This is a genomic window from Pseudomonas sp. NPDC079367 (genome assembly GCF_044542195.1).
Lineage (GTDB): Bacteria > Pseudomonadota > Gammaproteobacteria > Pseudomonadales > Pseudomonadaceae > Aquipseudomonas.
This window is the reverse complement of record NZ_JBITTW010000009.1, coordinates 17,665-33,632: the sequence shown is the minus strand read 5'-3', so window position 1 is coordinate 33,632 and position 15,968 is coordinate 17,665. Positions and strand designations below refer to the sequence as shown.

17 protein-coding genes are annotated in these 15,968 nt (G+C 61.0%); 6 read left to right on the top strand and 11 right to left on the bottom strand.

All coding sequences use genetic code 11. The annotated features are described in order from the left end of the window. The first annotated feature begins 41 nt into the window (after positions 1–41). On the top strand, positions 42–1,844 hold the full coding sequence (locus ACIGDJ_RS11010; RefSeq protein WP_397478384.1) for a FimV/HubP family polar landmark protein: 1,803 nt from the start codon (positions 42–44) through the stop codon (positions 1,842–1,844). A gap of 103 nt (positions 1,845–1,947) precedes the next feature. Here the strand turns inward: ACIGDJ_RS11010 and ACIGDJ_RS11005 are convergent, their stop codons facing one another. Continuing rightward, positions 1,948–4,137: a patatin-like phospholipase family protein gene (locus ACIGDJ_RS11005; protein ID WP_101158596.1), complete on the bottom strand. Its 2,190-nt coding sequence runs from the start codon at positions 4,135–4,137 to the stop codon at positions 1,948–1,950. Positions 4,138–4,208: 71 nt separating this feature from the next. Between ACIGDJ_RS11005 and ACIGDJ_RS11000 the strand changes: the two genes are divergently transcribed. Next, positions 4,209–4,496, top strand: a complete 288-nt coding sequence (locus ACIGDJ_RS11000; RefSeq protein ID WP_312996602.1) for a SelT/SelW/SelH family protein — start codon at positions 4,209–4,211, stop codon at positions 4,494–4,496. Here the strand turns inward: ACIGDJ_RS11000 and ACIGDJ_RS10995 are convergent. After that, positions 4,490–5,383: a DMT family transporter gene (locus tag ACIGDJ_RS10995; RefSeq protein WP_312996604.1), complete on the bottom strand. Its 894-nt coding sequence runs from the start codon at positions 5,381–5,383 to the stop codon at positions 4,490–4,492. The two genes, ACIGDJ_RS11000 and ACIGDJ_RS10995, sit on opposite strands and share 7 nt — an antisense overlap. 73 nt (positions 5,384–5,456) lie before the next feature. Beyond that, a complete protein-coding gene (locus ACIGDJ_RS10990) occupies positions 5,457–6,221 on the bottom strand; it encodes an AraC family transcriptional regulator (protein WP_397478383.1) in 765 nt (254 codons plus the stop codon). Positions 6,222–6,356: 135 nt separating this feature from the next. Here ACIGDJ_RS10990 and ACIGDJ_RS10985 point away from each other — a divergent pair, with 135 nt between their 5' ends. Further along, positions 6,357–7,172 carry a UDP-2,3-diacylglucosamine diphosphatase gene (locus tag ACIGDJ_RS10985; RefSeq protein WP_397478382.1) on the top strand — a complete coding sequence of 272 codons (816 nt, stop codon included), beginning with the start codon at positions 6,357–6,359 and terminating at the stop codon, positions 7,170–7,172. 124 nt (positions 7,173–7,296) lie between these two features. On the opposite strand, the gene ACIGDJ_RS10980 is transcribed toward ACIGDJ_RS10985, so the two are convergent. Further along, entirely contained in the window at positions 7,297–7,887 is a 591-nt protein-coding gene (locus ACIGDJ_RS10980; protein WP_397478381.1) for an HD domain-containing protein, read from the bottom strand. A gap of 14 nt (positions 7,888–7,901) precedes the next feature. Next, entirely contained in the window at positions 7,902–8,213 is a 312-nt protein-coding gene (locus ACIGDJ_RS10975; RefSeq protein ID WP_101158602.1) for a DUF962 domain-containing protein, read from the bottom strand. A 165-nt stretch (positions 8,214–8,378) separates the two neighbouring features. On the opposite strand from ACIGDJ_RS10975, the gene ACIGDJ_RS10970 reads away from it, so the two are divergent. Then, positions 8,379–9,440: an AraC family transcriptional regulator gene (locus ACIGDJ_RS10970; RefSeq protein WP_397478380.1), complete on the top strand. Its 1,062-nt coding sequence runs from the start codon at positions 8,379–8,381 to the stop codon at positions 9,438–9,440. Here ACIGDJ_RS10970 and ACIGDJ_RS10965 read toward each other — a convergent pair. Continuing rightward, positions 9,397–10,851, bottom strand: coding sequence for a TrkH family potassium uptake protein (locus ACIGDJ_RS10965; protein ID WP_101158604.1), 1,455 nt, complete (start codon positions 10,849–10,851; stop codon positions 9,397–9,399). The genes ACIGDJ_RS10970 and ACIGDJ_RS10965 overlap by 44 nt on opposite strands. Before the next feature lie 121 nt (positions 10,852–10,972). Between ACIGDJ_RS10965 and ACIGDJ_RS10960 the strand changes: the two genes are divergently transcribed. Next, the gene (locus ACIGDJ_RS10960) at positions 10,973–11,539 is read left to right on the top strand and encodes a nitroreductase family protein (protein ID WP_101158605.1); all 567 of its coding nucleotides are present in this window, start codon (positions 10,973–10,975) and stop codon (positions 11,537–11,539) included. Positions 11,540–11,650: 111 nt separating this feature from the next. Here the strand turns inward: ACIGDJ_RS10960 and ACIGDJ_RS10955 are convergent, their stop codons facing one another. Together ACIGDJ_RS10955 and ACIGDJ_RS10950 are read right to left on the bottom strand one after the other, a co-directional pair. Beyond that, the gene (locus ACIGDJ_RS10955; RefSeq protein WP_397478379.1) at positions 11,651–12,991 is read right to left on the bottom strand and encodes an ATP-binding protein; all 1,341 of its coding nucleotides are present in this window, start codon (positions 12,989–12,991) and stop codon (positions 11,651–11,653) included. Between the two features lie 176 nt (positions 12,992–13,167). Next, positions 13,168–13,620, bottom strand: a complete 453-nt coding sequence (locus ACIGDJ_RS10950; protein ID WP_101158607.1) for a Spy/CpxP family protein refolding chaperone — start codon at positions 13,618–13,620, stop codon at positions 13,168–13,170. 262 nt (positions 13,621–13,882) lie between these two features. On the opposite strand from ACIGDJ_RS10950, the gene ACIGDJ_RS10945 reads away from it, so the two are divergent. After that, positions 13,883–14,356, top strand: coding sequence for a hypothetical protein (locus ACIGDJ_RS10945; RefSeq protein WP_397478378.1), 474 nt, complete (start codon positions 13,883–13,885; stop codon positions 14,354–14,356). A gap of 106 nt (positions 14,357–14,462) precedes the next feature. Here ACIGDJ_RS10945 and ACIGDJ_RS10940 read toward each other — a convergent pair whose 3' ends face one another. The 3 genes from ACIGDJ_RS10940 to ACIGDJ_RS10930 all read right to left on the bottom strand — a co-directional run bounded on the left by ACIGDJ_RS10940 (position 14,463) and on the right by ACIGDJ_RS10930 (position 15,967). Further along, complete coding sequence (locus ACIGDJ_RS10940; RefSeq protein ID WP_101158609.1) at positions 14,463–15,140, bottom strand: response regulator transcription factor; 678 nt, start codon at positions 15,138–15,140, stop codon at positions 14,463–14,465. 7 nt (positions 15,141–15,147) lie between these two features. Then, positions 15,148–15,558, bottom strand: a complete 411-nt coding sequence (locus ACIGDJ_RS10935) for a translation initiation factor 2 (protein WP_101158610.1) — start codon at positions 15,556–15,558, stop codon at positions 15,148–15,150. Between the two features lie 109 nt (positions 15,559–15,667). Further along, positions 15,668–15,967 (bottom strand): YciI family protein, encoded by a 300-nt coding sequence (locus tag ACIGDJ_RS10930; protein WP_016771127.1) that lies wholly within the window; start codon positions 15,965–15,967, stop codon positions 15,668–15,670. Position 15,968 lies beyond the last annotated feature (1 nt).

Sequence of the window (15,968 nt, the reverse complement as noted above, 5' to 3'; positions counted from 1 at the left end):
CGAACGCATAGAAACCGGTTTTGCTTATTTAAGGGATGCTCATGCTCGCAAGTCGGCAAGTGCTGTGCGGGGGCGCCAAATGGCTGCTCGCTGCCGGTCTATTCAGCTATTCGACCTGGTCGATGGCGTTGGGGTTGGGCGAAATCACTGTTCATTCGGCCCTGAATCAGCCGTTCAAGGCCGACATCGCGCTGGTCGATGTCGGCACGTTGACGCAAAACGATCTCTCGGCCAGCCTGGCCTCGGCAGATGAATTCGGCCGGGCCGGCGTCGAGCGGGTGTTCTTTCTCAACGACCTCAAGTTCACCCCGATCCTGCATGGCAATCGCCAGATGATCCGGGTGACCTCGAACAAGCCGGTCAACGAACCCTTCCTCAACTTCCTCGTGCAGCTCGATCAGCCCAACGGCCGCCTGCTGCGCGAGTACACGGTGCTGATCGACCCGCCAGGTTCGCCGGGCATCGTGCCCGCCGCCGACGAGCCGGATCCGCGCCCGCAATCCTCCGAATTCCCAACCGTCGAACCGGTTACCGCACCGCCCCAGGCTGCCCAAGGCAAACGCACTGCCGCGCCCCTACCGCCAACGCCAGCGGCACCTGCCAACGATGCGCAGGCCGAGCAACTGGCTGCCAGCGTGTTGCTGACCCAGCAGCTGCAAAAGACCCTCGACGAACAGAACCTCAGACTGCAAGAGCAGCAATTGCAAATAGCCGACGGCAAGAAGCAGATCGAAGATTTGCAAACCCGTCTGGCCGAAGTGCAGAGAGCTCCGCCACCGGCCGCGGTCGCAGCTGTTCCGGCGGCCGTTTCGGCCCCCGTCGAGGCGACAGACGACGGTTTGAACTGGCCACTGCTCGGCGGGCTGATCGTGCTGCTGGGTGCGCTGGCGGCATTGTTTCTACGCCGCCGTCAGCAACGTTCGACAGCCGATGGCACGCCGCTGCCGCTATTGCCGGTGAGCGCCGAAGATGACGTCGATGAGCCAGAACTTCAACAATCTGTCGGTTCGCACGCGGCCACTGATCATCGCGACGAACCCGGTGCCGGCGATGTGCTGGAAGCCGTGGGCATTTATCTGGCCTATGGCCGGCTCAACGAAGCGGCCGGGCTGCTGCGCGATGCCTTGTACAAGGAGCCTGAGCGCACCGATCTTGGTTTGCAGTTGCTGGAAGTTCTTGGGCGCCAAGGTGACAGCGCCGCCTATGAACAGCAGGAGGAACACCTGCGGGCACTCGGCGTTGATGACCGCACACTGGTTGAGGCGCGTGCTCGCCATCCAAAACTGGCAGGCGCCGCACCGGCGGCATTCGCAGCAACGCCGATCGCAGCCGAATTGCCCTTGGCCACAGCGGCGACCGTTTCGGTGCCCCTCGCATCGACGCTCGGCGCTCCCGAGGATGATTTCGAATTGAATCTGAGTGAGCTGTCGATGGATTCAAACTGGGATCTCAACGACAGCCGCACCGATTCCGCCGCACCGCCGATTGATGATCCGGAGTTGGGCACAAGCCTGTCCGTGCTGCCGGTCGACTTCGAGCTGCCACAGGCTGCATCTGGGGAAGAAGCCGAACTTGAATGGATCCCCGAACCCGACGCCCAGCCGCTCGACGATGACTTCCTCAATGCGTTCGGCGATCCCGAGCCGTCGCCGGCATTGGAGCCTCTGGATCTGCAATTACCCGAGTCCAGCGAGACCGAGGCTGCTGGCAAGCTCGAACAGGCCCAAACCTGCATCGACGACGGCGACATCGACAGTGCGATCGCGCTGCTCAACGAATTGCTCAAGGAAGGGGATGAGCCATTGCGGCAAACAGCGAGGACGTTGTTGGCGGGGATTCGTTGACTGCCGACGGATTACAGGTTTCTCCAGGACCGCTTTCGCGAGCAGGCTCGCTCCCACCATGAAATGAGTTGTCCTTGTGGGAGCGAGCCTGTTCGCCAGGACGTCAGAACGTCTGCCCCAGATTCAGATAAACCGCCTGCTCATCGGCATCATTCAATCCATAAGTGAAATTCAACGGTCCCAGCGGCGTGTCGAAGCCGATAAACACGCTCGCGGCGTTGATGTAGCCGCTGTCAAATGCGTTGTCGTTATTCCACGCCCGACCGCGTTCCAGCGAGGCGCCGGCGTACAGCGGGAAATCCAGCGGCAGATACGAGCGCGGCGTCAGGCGGCGGTAGTACACGGCGCGCATCAAGCTGACGTTCTGCCCGGACAACGCGTCCTCACGGAACCCCGACAACTGCCGCGCGCCGCCAAGCAGGAAGCTTGAAGTCACCACATTGGCATTGTCCAGCGTGCGGCCGTAGCGCCCGCCGAGTATCAGCGTATCCGGGCCGTGGCTCATGGCCTTGTCGAAATTCAACTCCCACTGGCGATAGCGGGTGTCTGAGCTCAGTCCCGGTTCGAACTGGGTGAAGGTCAGGCTCACCTCTTTGCCCGTATGTGGAAAGTAGACGTTGTCCAGCGAGTCGTACGAATACTTCACGGTATAGAAGCCTTCGTTGAAGCTCTCGCTCGGCAAATCCTGATCGCCGATGCGCACGTCAGCCTCGCCCCAGGCCTGGCCGACGCCAAGCCGCACTTCGCCGTTGTTGCCGATCTGCCGGCCAAGGTTGAGGCCAAAACCGTAGCGCTCGACGCGATATTGGGCGATCGGATCGTTATCCAGCACCGAGTCGACGTTCTGCGCCTCGAACGACGCATACGGCGCGACGAAATAGCGCGAGCCGACATCCAGCGGCTGATAGAACTCGCTGTACAGCTCCTGCTTGTCGCCGATTTGCGCCCGGGTCAGCCATTCCGCACCGAGTCGGTTGATGCCGTTGACGCGATAGCTGGCGCCGAGATTGAAAGCACTGTCGCCGCGCATGTCGTCCGACAGGTTGAGGCCAACCCGCAAGTAATCGGTGCCGCTGCGCTTGCCGCTGGCACTGATGACCAGGGTGTGATCCTGGCCTTTGTGCACCACGCGGTAACGCACCTGATCGAAGTAATCGAGGCCGTACAACGTGCCCATGTCCGAATGCAGGCGGCCCAGATCCAGCGGCGCGCCGATCGGCTGGCGGATGTAATAGCGAATCACGGCATCGTCGACTTTCGAGTCGTTTTCGACGCGGATGGCCGTGATGATCGGCGTGCGCTGTCCCGGTTGGCGGGCGGCGTTGAGTTCGGCGTCCTGGGTTTCAGTTGGCTTCAGTTGTGCCAGCCGCGCATCGAGGATTCGGGTGGCGCGGTAACCGGCATCGATCATCTCCTGAGCCTTGCCGAAATCGGTCACGCCGAACGCGGCCAGCGCGGGTTGGATCAATACGTCATCGGCATGCAGAGCTGCCAGTTGCTCTTCGGAGTTGCGCCGGGTCATCAGGGTAATCGACTGATTGAGCACATCCACCACCGTGGTCAACTGCTTGCGGTTGCGCAGCGGCGTGCCGATGTCGACGACGATGGCGATGTCGACACCCATTTCCCGTGCGACGTCCAGCGGGATGTTGTCGGTCATGCCGCCGTCGACCAGCAGGCGGCCGTCGAGCTCGACCGGGGCGAACACAGCGGGGATGGACATGCTCGCGCGGATCACCTGCGGCAGGTGGCCTTTGCGGAACACCACTTTTTCGCCATTGGCGATGTCGGTGGTCACGGCGCGAAACGGGATCGGCAGTTTGTCGAAGTCGCGGGTGTCGCTGGTGTGGGCCAACAGGCTTTCCAGCAGCAGCGCGAGATTCTGGCCCTGAATCACCCCCAATGGCAGGCCGAGGCTGCCGTCGTCGCGGAAGCTGAGTTTCTGCTTCACCAGAAAGTCGCGGTCGTCCTGCTTGCGTCGAAATGGCACGTCCTCACGCGGCGGCGCGTCGGACAGCGCCGCTTGCCAGTCGATGCTCAGGGCGAGCTTTTCCAGTTCATCGACCTTGTAGCCCGAGGCGTACAGGCCGCCGACCACCGCGCCCATGCTGGTCCCGGCAATCGCGTCGATCGTGATGCCTTGTTCTTCCAGTGCTTTGAGCACGCCGATGTGCGCCAGCCCGCGCGCGGCACCGCCGGACAACACCAGACCGACTTTCGGTCGTGGCGCTTCACTGGCATGAAGCAGCAGGGGAAGGAAACCAAGCAGCAGGCAGAACAGCAAACGGCGCATTGTGAGTCTCTGGGCAAGCGGTAAAGCCGGCTATTATAGCGGCGCCCTCTGTCTCAGGAGTTTCAGCGATCATGACCGTCGCCAAAGCCGAAGTTGTCATCACCTATTGCACCCAATGCCAGTGGCTGCTGCGCGCGGCGTGGCTGGCCCAGGAACTGCTCAGCACCTTCGCTGACGAGCTGGGCAAAGTATCACTGGTGCCGGGCAGCGGCGGGGTGTTTCACATTACCTGTGGCGGCGTGCAGATCTGGGAACGCAAGGCCGACGGTGGGTTCCCCGAAGCCAAGGTTTTGAAGCAGCGGGTGCGCGATCAGATCGATCCTGACCGCGACCTCGGTCACAACGACCGCGCTCAGTGAGAGGCGGCCTCGGCGGCGACGGTTTTTTTGTCGCTGGCGCCTGACATCCGCGCCGACACCACGATCGCCACGATGATCAGCGCGCCACCGATGAGCATGCGCAGGGTCGGGGTTTCACTGAACAGCAGCCAGGCGAGGGTGATGCCGTAAACCGGCTCCATGGCGAATACCACCGCCGCCGTGCGCGCCTTGATCACTGCCAGACTGGCGACGAACAGGCTGTGCGCCACGCCTGTGCAGAACACTCCGAGCAGGGCGATCCACAACCAGTCCAGCGCGCGCACCGCACTCAACTGCGGCGCTGCAACCGGCAACAGACACAACGCCACGACAACGTTCTGGCACAACGCCGCCTGCACCGCCGGGATGCGTCCGGAACTGGCGCGGTTGGTCAGCGACAGCAGGGAAAACAGCAGGCCGGACAACACTGCCCAAAGCAAGCCGACTGTCGCGCCGCTGCCCAGATCGAACGCCGGAGTTACCAGCCCCAGACCGATGGTTACCAACACGACCAGGACGATTTCATTGGCACGGATGCGTTCGCGGAAAATCAGCCCTTCGAGTATCACCGTAAACGCCGGGAAGCTGGCAAAGCCCAACGTGGCGATGGCCACTCCGGCGATCTTCACCGATACGAAAAAACTCACCCAATGTCCGGCCAGCAACACCCCGCTCAGCGCCAGGCGTCGCCAGTCGACTGCTTGCAGTTTTTGCCAGCCGCTCTGGCTGGCGAATCGAGCGAAGAAGGCCAGGGCAAGCACGGCGAAAGCGGCGCGCCCGAACACAATGACCGCCGGCGACGCGGCAGCGAGTTTGCCGAACACACCGGTCAGGCCGAACATCAAAGCGCCGATATGCAGGGCGCCGAGGGCGGTACGCGGAGTCATTGCAATCCTTTTATCTCAAACACAATCTCAACTGCATATTGAACCGGGGGATGGCCAGGAGTCTGTCGCGAGGCTAGCGATTTTTGTCGCAGGAGTCGCGCCGCAACTGGCGCGGCGAGGCGCGGAACTCACGCAGCATCGCCGCAGAAAAAGCGCTTTGCGATGAATAACCGACACGGCTGGCGATTTCACCGATCGGCAGCGACGTGTCGCGCAACAGTTGCACGGCCAGATGCAGGCGCCGACTGCGGATATAGTCCATCGGCGTCTGCCCGCACTCAGCCATGAAGCGTGCGTGCAGTCGCGCACTCGACAACCCGGCGACCCGCGCCAGGTCGGCGACTTGCAGCGGATACGCAGCGTTTCGCTCGATGTGCGCGTCCAGCACGACATAGGGCAGACGGCGAGCAGCGACTTCGGCAGGCCGCGCGTGGTTGAGGCTGGCCAGCAGCAGCACCGCGCCTTGCTGTGCGATCACCGGGTCGCTGACCGGGCTGTTGGCCAACCAACTGATTAATTGGCTCTGCTGCGCATTCAGCGATAACCGCCCCGCCTGATCGAACAGTCGGCGACTGGCGTCGGCGTGATCGCCCAGAGCGTTCGTCAGCCACTGGTCGTCGGGGATATCCAGCACCAGACACTGGCTGCCTTCGGGACTGCCGCACGCATGGTGGGCACCGGACGGGATGACTACGAAACTGCGTTGACGGACCTGACTGCCGCGCCCCTCGACCTCGAAATCCAGCGCACCGGACAGCCCGAACACCAATTGCGGGTGGTTGTGGCTGTGGGCGATCAGGTCGTGATTGTACTGTCGCAGGGTAAGGATCGGTCGCATGGCAGGTTGTCTCCGAAGTGGTCGCCAGTCTACACCGGTGCGCACAGGCTGCACTGTCACACGACTGACGCGCGCCTGTCATGGTCGATTAACCGGGCGCGCGCAAGCTGGCGAAAACATCGCAGAGGGTTGCCCATGACCAGCGCCGAGCTCGCCCGCCCCAGTCGCAAACAACGGGTGCGAACCCTGTGGATCTCCGATGTGCACCTTGGCACGCGGGATTGTCAGGCCGAGCATTTGTCGCAGTTTCTCAAGGGCTACCACGCCGACAAGGTCTATCTGGTCGGTGACATCATCGACGGCTGGAAACTGCGCAGCGGCATGTACTGGCCGCAGGCGCACACCAACGTCATCCGCCGGCTGCTGACCATGAGCAAGCGTGGCACCGAGGTGATTTATGTCACCGGCAATCATGATGAATTTCTACGGCGCTATTCCAGGCTGATTCTGGGCAATATCCAGTTGGTCGACGAGGCGGTGCATGTCACGGCCGATGGCCGGCACCTGCTGGTGATTCACGGCGATCAGTTCGATGTGATCACTCGCTATCACCGTTGGCTGGCGTTTCTCGGCGACTCGGCCTACGAATTCACCCTGACGCTCAACCGCTGGCTCAATCACTGGCGCGCCCGTTATGGCTACGGTTACTGGTCGCTGTCGGCCTATCTGAAACACAAGGTGAAGACCGCCGTCAGTTTCATCAGCGACTTCGAAGAAGCCATTGCCCACGAATGTGTGAAGCGCGAATTGCACGGCGTGGTCTGCGGGCATATTCACCATGCCGAGATTCGCAAGGTCGGCGAGGTGGACTATCTCAATTGCGGCGATTGGGTCGAGTCGTGCACGGCGTTGATCGAGCATTGGGACGGCACGATCGAGTTGTATCGGCTGGCGGATGCGCAGGCACGGGAGGCGGAGTTGAAAGCGGCCAACGTTGCCGAGATCGCCTGAACCACGCAGATCCAAATGTGGGAGCGGGCTTGCTCGCGAATGCGCGGTGTCAGCCAGAAAATCGCTCACTGGCACATCGCATTCGCGAGCAAGCCCGCTCCCACTTTAAGAAATGTGTGTGTTTTCAGGCCGGGCTGTGCTCTTGCATCGCGGCTTTGTAAATCGAATTTTTCGGCTGCGCAAACAGCCTTTCCATCATCGGCTCGAAGAAACTCAGCGGTAACGTGTCATACGCTGGATCAAACGCCGCCGCATCGTATTTGGCGCAGAACTCGGCAGTCGCCTGAAACTGCGGATGTTCCTTGAATTGCTCGCGCAAATGCCGATCCATGCCCAAGTGATGAAAGAAGTAATAGCCCTGAAAGATGCCGTGCTTCTCCACCATCCACAGATTTTCCGCACTTACGAACGGCTTGAGAATCGCTGCAGCAATGTCCGGGTGATTGTACGAGCCCAGGGTGTCACCAATGTCATGCAGCAGCGCGCAGACGACGTATTCCTCGTCACGGTCGTCGCGAAAGGCCCGTGTCGCGGTTTGCAGCGAGTGGGTCAGGCGATCGACCGGGAAACCGCCGAAATCGCCTTCAAGCAGTTTCAGGTGCGTGACAATTCGCGACGGCAGCTGTCTGGCATAGGCACTGAAGTCAGCGGCGATGATCGCCCAGTCTTCCTCGGTGCCGTCCTTCATGTGGGTGAAACGAGCCTGGACATTCATGGGCAGATCCTCATTCAGAACGCCACGCGACCGAGAATCATGTCGCGGTACATGACGAAATCGCCGAGCAGGCTGTACAGCGGATGCTGAAAGGTCGCAGGACGGTTCTTCTCGAAAAAGAAATGACCGATCCAGGCGAAGCTGTAACCGGCCAGAGGCAAAGCCAGCAACAGCAGCCAGGCGCCCTTGGCGATGCTCAGGGCGAGAATGAAGATGACCAGGGAAGTGCCGATGAAATGCAGACGGCGGCAGGTGCTGTTGTTGTGTTCGGCGAGGTAATACGGATAGAACTCGGCGAAGCTGTTGAACTGCTTGAAATTTTCCACGACCGCGCTCTCTGTGGTGATTGTTCTGGCGTCAAGTTGTTCGGCGGGCAGCTTATTTGAGTCTAGAGTGATCAGGGGTGTGGGCCAGTGACAATCGGCGCCACTTTAGTATCCTTCGCAAATAGGGCGGTTACCTGCAGCCCGTCATGTAAAAGAATAACAACCATGAGCGAACGAACGACTTCTGCAAGCTGGGCGATGGGGATTGTCAAAGCACTGGAGATGGACGGCCTGGATTGCCGGGTTCTGTTCAAGCAACTGGGGCTGGATTTCAGCGCCCTCGAAGATCCGGATGCGCGCTTCCCGCAAGACTCCATGACTCGGCTCTGGCAACGCGCGGTAGAGGTCTCCGGCAACCCGGCGATCGGCCTGAACATGGGCAAAGTGGTGCGACCGGCCTCGTTCCATGTCGCCGGCTACGCACTGATGTCGAGCAATACGCTGGCTGAAGGCTTCCAGCGCCTGGTGCGCTATCAACGCATCATTGCCGAAAGCGCCGACTTGAGTTTTCGCCTGCTCGACGAAGGTTACGCGCTGATTCTCACCGTGCACGGCGATCACTTGCCGCCCACCCGGCAGAGCGCCGAGGCGTCACTGGCCTGCGCTTTGGCGCTGTGCGGCTGGTTGACCGGGCGCCCACTGCATCCGGTCAAAGTGCTGATCCAGGGCGATCAGCCAACCCATCTGCAACCCTATAAAGAAGCCTTCCACGCCCCGCTGGTATTCAATGCCCCTTACGATGCGTTGATCTTCGAACGTGCCGATATGGAAGCACCATTGCCCACCGCCAACGAAGCCATGGCGTTGCTGCATGACCGCTTCGCCGGCGAATATCTGGCGCGGTTTTCCGAAACTCGCGTGACGCACCGGGCACGTCAGGTGCTGTGTCGTTTGCTGCCTCAGGGCGAGCCCAAGCGCGACACTGTCGCGCAGACCCTGCACCTGTCGCAGCGCACTTTGCAGCGCCGGTTGCAGGAGGAGGGCACCAGTTTCCAGCAGTTGCTCGATGACACCCGGCGTGAACTGGCCGAGCAATATCTGGCGCAACCGAGCATGACCTTGCTGGAAATCGCTTACCTGTTGGGATTCGCCGACCCGAGCAACTTCTTTCGCGCCTTCCGCCGCTGGTTCGACGCCACGCCCGGCGAATACCGCACGCGCCTTTTACAGGTGCCGGACGCGGTCAATGACGCCAGAACGCCGGAATACACAGCACAAACACCGTAATGATCTCCAACCGGCCGAGCAGCATGCCGAACGACAGAATCCACTTCGCCGCATCCGGCAGGGTAGCGAAGTTGCCCGCCGGGCCGATGGTTTCGCCCAGACCCGGGCCGACGCCCGACACGGTGCTGGCGGCGCCGGTCAGCGCGGTCATCCAGTCGACCCCGAGCAGCGACAGCAGCAGGGCGATCACGCAGATGGTGATAGCGAAGAAGAACGAGAAGGTCAGGATCGAACGGACGATTTCTTCGTCGAGACGATGGCCGTTGTACTTCTGCTTGATCACCGCGCGCGGGTGGATCAGTTGATTGAGGTTGGCCTTGAGCAGAATATAGGCGACCTGGAAACGAAAGATCTTGATCCCGCCCGACGTCGAGCCGGAGCAACCGCCGACAAAGCCCAGATAGAAAAACAGCATCAGCGAGAAGTTGCCCCACAGGCTGTAATCGCCGAGGGCAAAACCGGTGGTGGTGACTATCGACGTCACGTTCAGCGCCACGTGCCGCAGTGCTTCGAGCCAGTGCAGCTTGGTGGTCCACCAATACCAGGTGCCCAGCACCAGCCAGGTCACCAGTAACATCGCCAGCAACCCCTGCACTTGCTGATCGCGGATCAGAGCTTTGCGATTGCCGCGCAACGTCGCCACGTACAGGGTGAACGGCAGGCTGCCGAGAATCATCACCACGACCGCCACCCAGTGCACCGCCGGCTGCGACCATTTCGCCAGCGACTGGTCGGAAGTCGAAAAACCGCCGGTGGAAATCGCCGACATTGCGTGGTTGATTGCATCGAACAGGCTCATTCCCGCCCACCAGAACGCCAGGCTGCCAAGGATGGTGATGCCGACGTAAGCCGCCACGATCAGCCGCGCCACCATATGCGAGCGCGGCATGACCTTTTCCGAGCGGTCCGAGGATTCGGTCTGGAACAGCCGCATGCCACCGATACGCAGCAGCGGCAGAATCGCCACCGCCATGCCGATGAAGCCGATGCCGCCGATCCAGTGCAGCATCGAGCGCCACATCAGGATGCCCGGCGACATGTTGTCCAGGCCGTTGAGTACGGTAGAGCCAGTGGCGGTGATGCCCGACATGCTTTCGAAAAACGAGTCGGTGTAGCTGATGTGCTGGGTCAGCAGAAACGGCAGCGCGGCGAAAATGCACACCACCAGCCAACTGCTCACCGTCAGCAGATACATGTCACGCGGGCGTAAATGAATGTGTTCGGGACGTCCAGGGATCACCAGCGCCAGGCCTGCAACGAAGGTGATCATGCTCGCCCAAAGGAACGAAGGAAGATCGCTGGTGCGCTCGAAGATCACCAGCGTGGCCATCGGCACGACCATGGCCACCGCCAGGGTGATCAAAAAGATGCCGATGATGAAACCAATGATCCGTAAGGTCGGCAACGCCATGAAATCCGCTCGGGCTGATGGGGGAAGGGCGCCATTCTACCCGTGGGGCAGGGCATGTAAACCGGCAGGCGCTGCGCAGTTAAAGCTAGAATAGCCGCACATTTTTCAAAGGAGGTGGCCGATGCAGGCTCTCGACGCGTTGCTCAACCGTGTTTCCGTTCCCCGCCTGGTCGAACCGGCCCCCACTGCCGAGCAGCGTGAGGCGCTGTTTGGCGCGGCCTTGCGTGCTCCGGATCATGGGCATCTGCAGCCGTACCGCTTTTTGACCGTCGAAGGCGCGGCGCGTGAGCAAATGGGCGAGCTGCTCGCCGAGGCGGCTCGCCTGCAGGGCGGCGAAGTCACCGAAGCGATGATCGACAAGGCCCGCAACGGCCCACTGCGCGCTCCGCTGGTGGTTGTGGTGATCGCCAGGTTGCAGGAACACGTGAAATATCCGAAGGCTGAACAGTTGCTCACGGCGGGCTGCGCGGCACACGGGATTTTGCTCGCGGCGTACGCGCAGGGGATTGGCGCGGTGTGGCGCACCGGGGATCTGGCGTATTCCAGGCATGTGGCCGAAGGCCTGGGGCTGGCGGAAGGCGAAGAGGTGATCGCGTTTCTCTATCTCGGCACGCCGCAGAAAGAGCCGCGAGTGGCGGAGAAGGTTGATCTGAACGAGTTCGTCAGCGTCTGGCCCGGTAAAGCCTGACCTCACAGAATCACGTGTGGGAGCGGGCTTGCTCGCGAAAGCGCTGGCATGGTCAACATCTTGTTTGACCTGTACGACGCTTTCGCGAGCAAGCCCGCTCCTACATTTGCATCATGGTTGTACCGTCACACCGGGTAAGAGCGGCAATTCCAGACTCGCCACAAACCCACCTTGCGCATGATTGGCCAACACCAGACTGCCGCCATGCCGCTCCGCCGCCCGTTTGGCAATCGCCAGCCCCAAGCCATGCCCCGCTGCCGTCTGCCCCGGCGCCCGGTAAAACGGTTCGCCCAACTGGCTTAGATGCTCCGCCTGCACCCCCGGCCCATGGTCGCGCACGCTGATAATAATCCGCTCTCCCTGCCGCGCAGCCTGCAGTTCGATCGGTTGCTCCGGCGGATTGAAGCGCTGGGCGTTGCGCAGCAGATTATCCACGGCGCGCTCGATCATCGTCGGCCAGCCTTTGAGATTCAGTTGTGGCTCAGCTTGCAGGCGCACGGTCTGCTCGGGGGAGCCGAGCTGCGCATCCCTTTGCAGCGTGGCGAGCAACGCATTCAGGTCCACTTCTTCAGCGCTGGCGTTGTCGGCATCGACTCGCGCCAGCACCAGAATTTCACTGATCAACGCCTCCAGCCGGTCGCATTCGCGGGTCAGGCGTGGCCACAGTTTTTCCCGTTCTTGCGGGTTGGCGCGCTCGGCCAAAGCCAGCGCGATGCGCAGGCGCGCCAGTGGTGAGCGCAGTTCATGGGAAACATCGCGCAGCAGCTGCCGCTGACTGCCGATCAGGCTTTGCAGGCGCGCGCCCATGCGGTTGAAATCCGTGGCGAGCACGCCGAATTCGTCACGGCGGTTGGCCAGTTTCGCCAGGCTGTTCTGCTGATAAGTGGTCTGCCCCAGATCATGCACCGCTCCGCGCAAACGGCTGAGCGGGCGGGTGATCGAGAAAGTCACCAGCAGACTGAACAAGGTCAGCACTACCAGCGCAATGCCCAGCGCACTCAGCGGCCAGAGCAGGCTTTCGCGGTGCCAGGCGTCGAGTTCCGGGTGCGGGATGCGATAGATGAACAGATAGGTGTCGCCGGTCTTTTCACTGGTGATCTCGTCAGTCAGGCGCCGCCACGGCAAGCGGCGGTCGTCGTTGTGCTGCCGCGCTTCAAACGCTGCGGCGCGACGCGGGAAAGTGCCGCGGACCACCGGGTCGCCGGTTTCATTGAGCACCTGAACGTCGATGTGATACTGGCGTTTACGTTGTTCGAGAATGTCCTGCGCGGCCTCTTCGCCCTGGGCTTCGTAGGTTTGCGTCCATTCATTGGCCAGCGTATTGAGGCCGGGATGACGGCTGAGGATCCACGCGTCCTGATTGAGCATGTGCCCGAGCAGAATTGACAGGCCGGCTACCAGAGCGATGGCCAGCCAGAAGCTCGCAAGAATCCGCCAGAACAGTGAACGCACAGAAACTCCTCGAAAATCACACTGTTCAAATGTGGGAGCAAGCCTGCTCGCGAAGGCGTAGTGTCAGTCAGTCCATCGCTGGCTGATACACCGCCTTCGCGAGCAGGCTCGCTCCCACATTCGATTTGAATGGAACAGGCCCGACGAGGTGAGTCGTCGGGCCCAGGGTCAAGCCATTATTGCGCCTTTTGCGCCTGCTGCGCTTTCCAGGCCTTGAACTCGGCCCATTCGGCGCGGCGTTCGGCGCGCTTCTTCTGGATCTCGTCGAACTGCTTCTGTTGCTCGGGTTTGAGCAGCGCGCGGACATCGGACTCGGCTTTCTTGTGGTTGGCCGCGATCTCGTCCTTCATGGCTTTCTGATCGGCCGGCGAGAGTTTTTCCAGGTATTTGTCGACCACCTGCTTACGCTCGTGCATTTGCTCGCCCATGATCTTGCGGATCTGCTCGCGCTGTTCGCGGGTCAGATCAAGCTGGCTGTACGGGCCTTTGCCGTGCATGCCGCCGTGCATCTGACCACCGTGGCGCGGACCGTCGAGCGGGCCACCCATCGGGCCGCCATCCTGCGGCATGGCCATGGCCACGGTTGGCAGAGCGGTAGCGAACATCAGAGCGATAAGAGTCTTGCGCATGGTGTATCTCCTTGTCTCGTTCCCGGTACGTTCCGGATGAGTGCAGATTACGCAGATCAAGGTCAGCGGCGGTCAGCGCAGCGTAAAGCTTGGGTAAAGACGCTTCACTCCCGGCCTTACACATATCCTGTGCAGGAGGTGCCGGTGGCTGCAATCTCTTGGATAATGCACGCGCCGAGGCGGTGATCGCTCATTTGGACGGTATTGCCGCAGCGAAAGAACAACGGCTGCGTGCCTAAACAAAGCCAATACCGAGATCCGTATGACAAGGAAAACGTTTATCAGGCAACTCGGCCCATGGCTGATGGCAGCTTTATCGATCAATGCGGTTTTTTTGGCTTTGCTGATTTTTGATCACGGTTCGAAAGGACACGATATGAAGATGATCAAAACGAAAGAGCCATTGCTGATCGAGGGCCCAAATGGCGGCGAGAATTACTACGTGCTGCCGCAGGGTACGACGCTATATCGCGATAAAAGCTTTCCTGAAGGGCATGATCGTTATGTGGTGTATTTCAACCATAAAGGTCCGGTTGCTTACGAAGAAGTAGCCATGAAACCTGAATATGGCGGTCCTTTCATTGACCCGCTCTGGCTGGCAGATGTTGATGCGGACACTTTGAGGGAAATCTTCAAGCGTTTCCCACTGTCCAAAAAAGACGTTGCTGCCGCCATCAGTGCCAGGGAAATAACCAGGAATGATTTGGCCGACATTATTCGTTCGATGCCCGAATGATCATTAAAGAGCCACCGAAGGCTGTGATCTTCAGACGATGGGACGCGGAGCGTACCTGGCTGCATTCCCACACAGAGCGTGGGAATGATCAGGGCAGGGAAGAGATTCAGAGGCTGTAGTAATAACCACGGCTACGCAGGGCAACGATCCGCGGGCGTCCGTCCGGGTGGGGGCCGATTTTTTTTCGCAGGTTGCTGACGTGCATGTCGAGGCTGCGGTCGTACAGGGTCAGCTTGCGGCCGAGGGCCAGTTGCGCCAGTTCCTGTTTGTCCAGCGGCTCGCCGGGTTGCTTGAGCAGGGCTTCGAGCAGGCGGCTTTCGGAGACAGTCAGGGTCAGTTCTTTTTCGTCGATGCTGACTACGCCGCGCACCGGGCTGAAACTCAGATCGCCCAGTTCCAGTTGCGTCGACACGGCGGCGGGATGGCTGCGACGCAACACCGCACGCAGGCGTGCAGTCAGTTCGCGCGGGTCGCAAGGCTTGGCCAGGTAATCGTCGGCGCCCAGTTCGAGGCCCAGGATACGGTCCAGCGGTTCGCCGCGCGCCGAAAGCATCAGCACCGGCAAGTCGGCGTGGTCGTTGCGCAGTTGCTTGAGCAATTCCAGACCGCTGCCGTCGGGCAGCATCACGTCCAGCACCACCGCCGCCGGCGCGGCTTCGGCTAACGCCTTGCGCGCGCTCTGGCCGTCGTGGCAGGCGCGCACCTGGAAGCCTTCCTGGCTCAACCAGCTACTCAGGAGTTCGCACAACTCCTGGTCATCATCAATCAATAACAGCTCGCTCATGACTCACTCAATTTAGCCATTGCCGACGTTTTCGGCTTGCACCACTGGCAAAGATACCGCAGAGCAGCGCCAATAGCGCTACCCCGGCGCCGGTGACGAACCACTGCTGTTGATCGGTCAGCAAACGCGGCAACGGGCTGGCCTGGGCTTCCTTGAGTTGCAGCTTCAGGCGCTGGTTCTCCTGGCGCAACCGGGCGAGCTGGGTGCTTTCACGCGCGTTGTCGGCATTTTGCAGTTGTTTGTTCAGTTCTTCACGCTGCTGTTCACTGGCCTTGAGCCGCTGTTGCAGTTCGGTGATCTGGCTGCCGGCGCTCAGCGACAATGGCGTGGAGCTGCTGCCTTCGGTGGTTTCCTCACCATGGGCGGGCGCCATGATCGACAACGTGAGCAACATCAGACACAACGGACCCTTGCGCATCGCGACACCTGTTTTCCAAATGGATATTGGGCAGGTTGTCGGCAGGCAAACGAGAATAATGAGCGATTGAGAGCGCGATGAACCGAGAAGGTTCATCGCGTGGCAGGACTTAAGGCAGGACTTGCTTGAACGGCTTGACGATCACATTGGCATAGACGCCGGCTGCGATGTACGGATCGGCGTCGGCCCAGGCTTGAGCGGCGCTCAGGGAATCGAATTCGGCGACGATCAGGCTGCCGGTGAAACCCGCTGCGCCCGGATCATTGCTGTCGACGGCCGGGTGCGGACCGGCCAGCACGATGCGGCCTTCGCCCTTGAGCGCTTGCAGGCGTTCCAGGTGCGCCGGGCGCGCGGACAAGCGAGCTTCGAGCGAGTTGGCAACGTCGGTGGCGATGATGGCGTAGAGCATG

Bases quoted from the DNA above. Each gene is read 5' to 3' on its own strand.
- ACIGDJ_RS10995 (WP_312996604.1), bottom strand. From the start codon at position 5,383: ATGACTCCGCGTACCGCCCTCGGCGCCCTGCATATCGGCGCTTTGATG.
- ACIGDJ_RS10965 (WP_101158604.1), bottom strand. From the start codon at position 10,851: ATGGCGTTGCCGACCTTACGGATCATTGGTTTCATCATCGGCATCTTT.
- ACIGDJ_RS11010 (WP_397478384.1), top strand. From the start codon at position 42: ATGCTCGCAAGTCGGCAAGTGCTGTGCGGGGGCGCCAAATGGCTGCTC.
- ACIGDJ_RS10945 (WP_397478378.1), top strand. From the start codon at position 13,883: ATGACAAGGAAAACGTTTATCAGGCAACTCGGCCCATGGCTGATGGCA.
- ACIGDJ_RS11005 (WP_101158596.1), bottom strand. From the start codon at position 4,137: ATGCGCCGTTTGCTGTTCTGCCTGCTGCTTGGTTTCCTTCCCCTGCTG.
- ACIGDJ_RS10985 (WP_397478382.1), top strand. From the start codon at position 6,357: ATGACCAGCGCCGAGCTCGCCCGCCCCAGTCGCAAACAACGGGTGCGA.
- ACIGDJ_RS10980 (WP_397478381.1), bottom strand. From the start codon at position 7,887: ATGAATGTCCAGGCTCGTTTCACCCACATGAAGGACGGCACCGAGGAA.
- ACIGDJ_RS10935 (WP_101158610.1), bottom strand. From the start codon at position 15,558: ATGCGCAAGGGTCCGTTGTGTCTGATGTTGCTCACGTTGTCGATCATG.
- ACIGDJ_RS10990 (WP_397478383.1), bottom strand. From the start codon at position 6,221: ATGCGACCGATCCTTACCCTGCGACAGTACAATCACGACCTGATCGCC.
- ACIGDJ_RS10960 (WP_101158605.1), top strand. From the start codon at position 10,973: ATGCAGGCTCTCGACGCGTTGCTCAACCGTGTTTCCGTTCCCCGCCTG.
- ACIGDJ_RS10940 (WP_101158609.1), bottom strand. From the start codon at position 15,140: ATGAGCGAGCTGTTATTGATTGATGATGACCAGGAGTTGTGCGAACTC.
- ACIGDJ_RS10970 (WP_397478380.1), top strand. From the start codon at position 8,379: ATGAGCGAACGAACGACTTCTGCAAGCTGGGCGATGGGGATTGTCAAA.
- ACIGDJ_RS10950 (WP_101158607.1), bottom strand. From the start codon at position 13,620: ATGCGCAAGACTCTTATCGCTCTGATGTTCGCTACCGCTCTGCCAACC.
- ACIGDJ_RS10930 (WP_016771127.1), bottom strand. From the start codon at position 15,967: ATGCTCTACGCCATCATCGCCACCGACGTTGCCAACTCGCTCGAAGCT.
- ACIGDJ_RS11000 (WP_312996602.1), top strand. From the start codon at position 4,209: ATGACCGTCGCCAAAGCCGAAGTTGTCATCACCTATTGCACCCAATGC.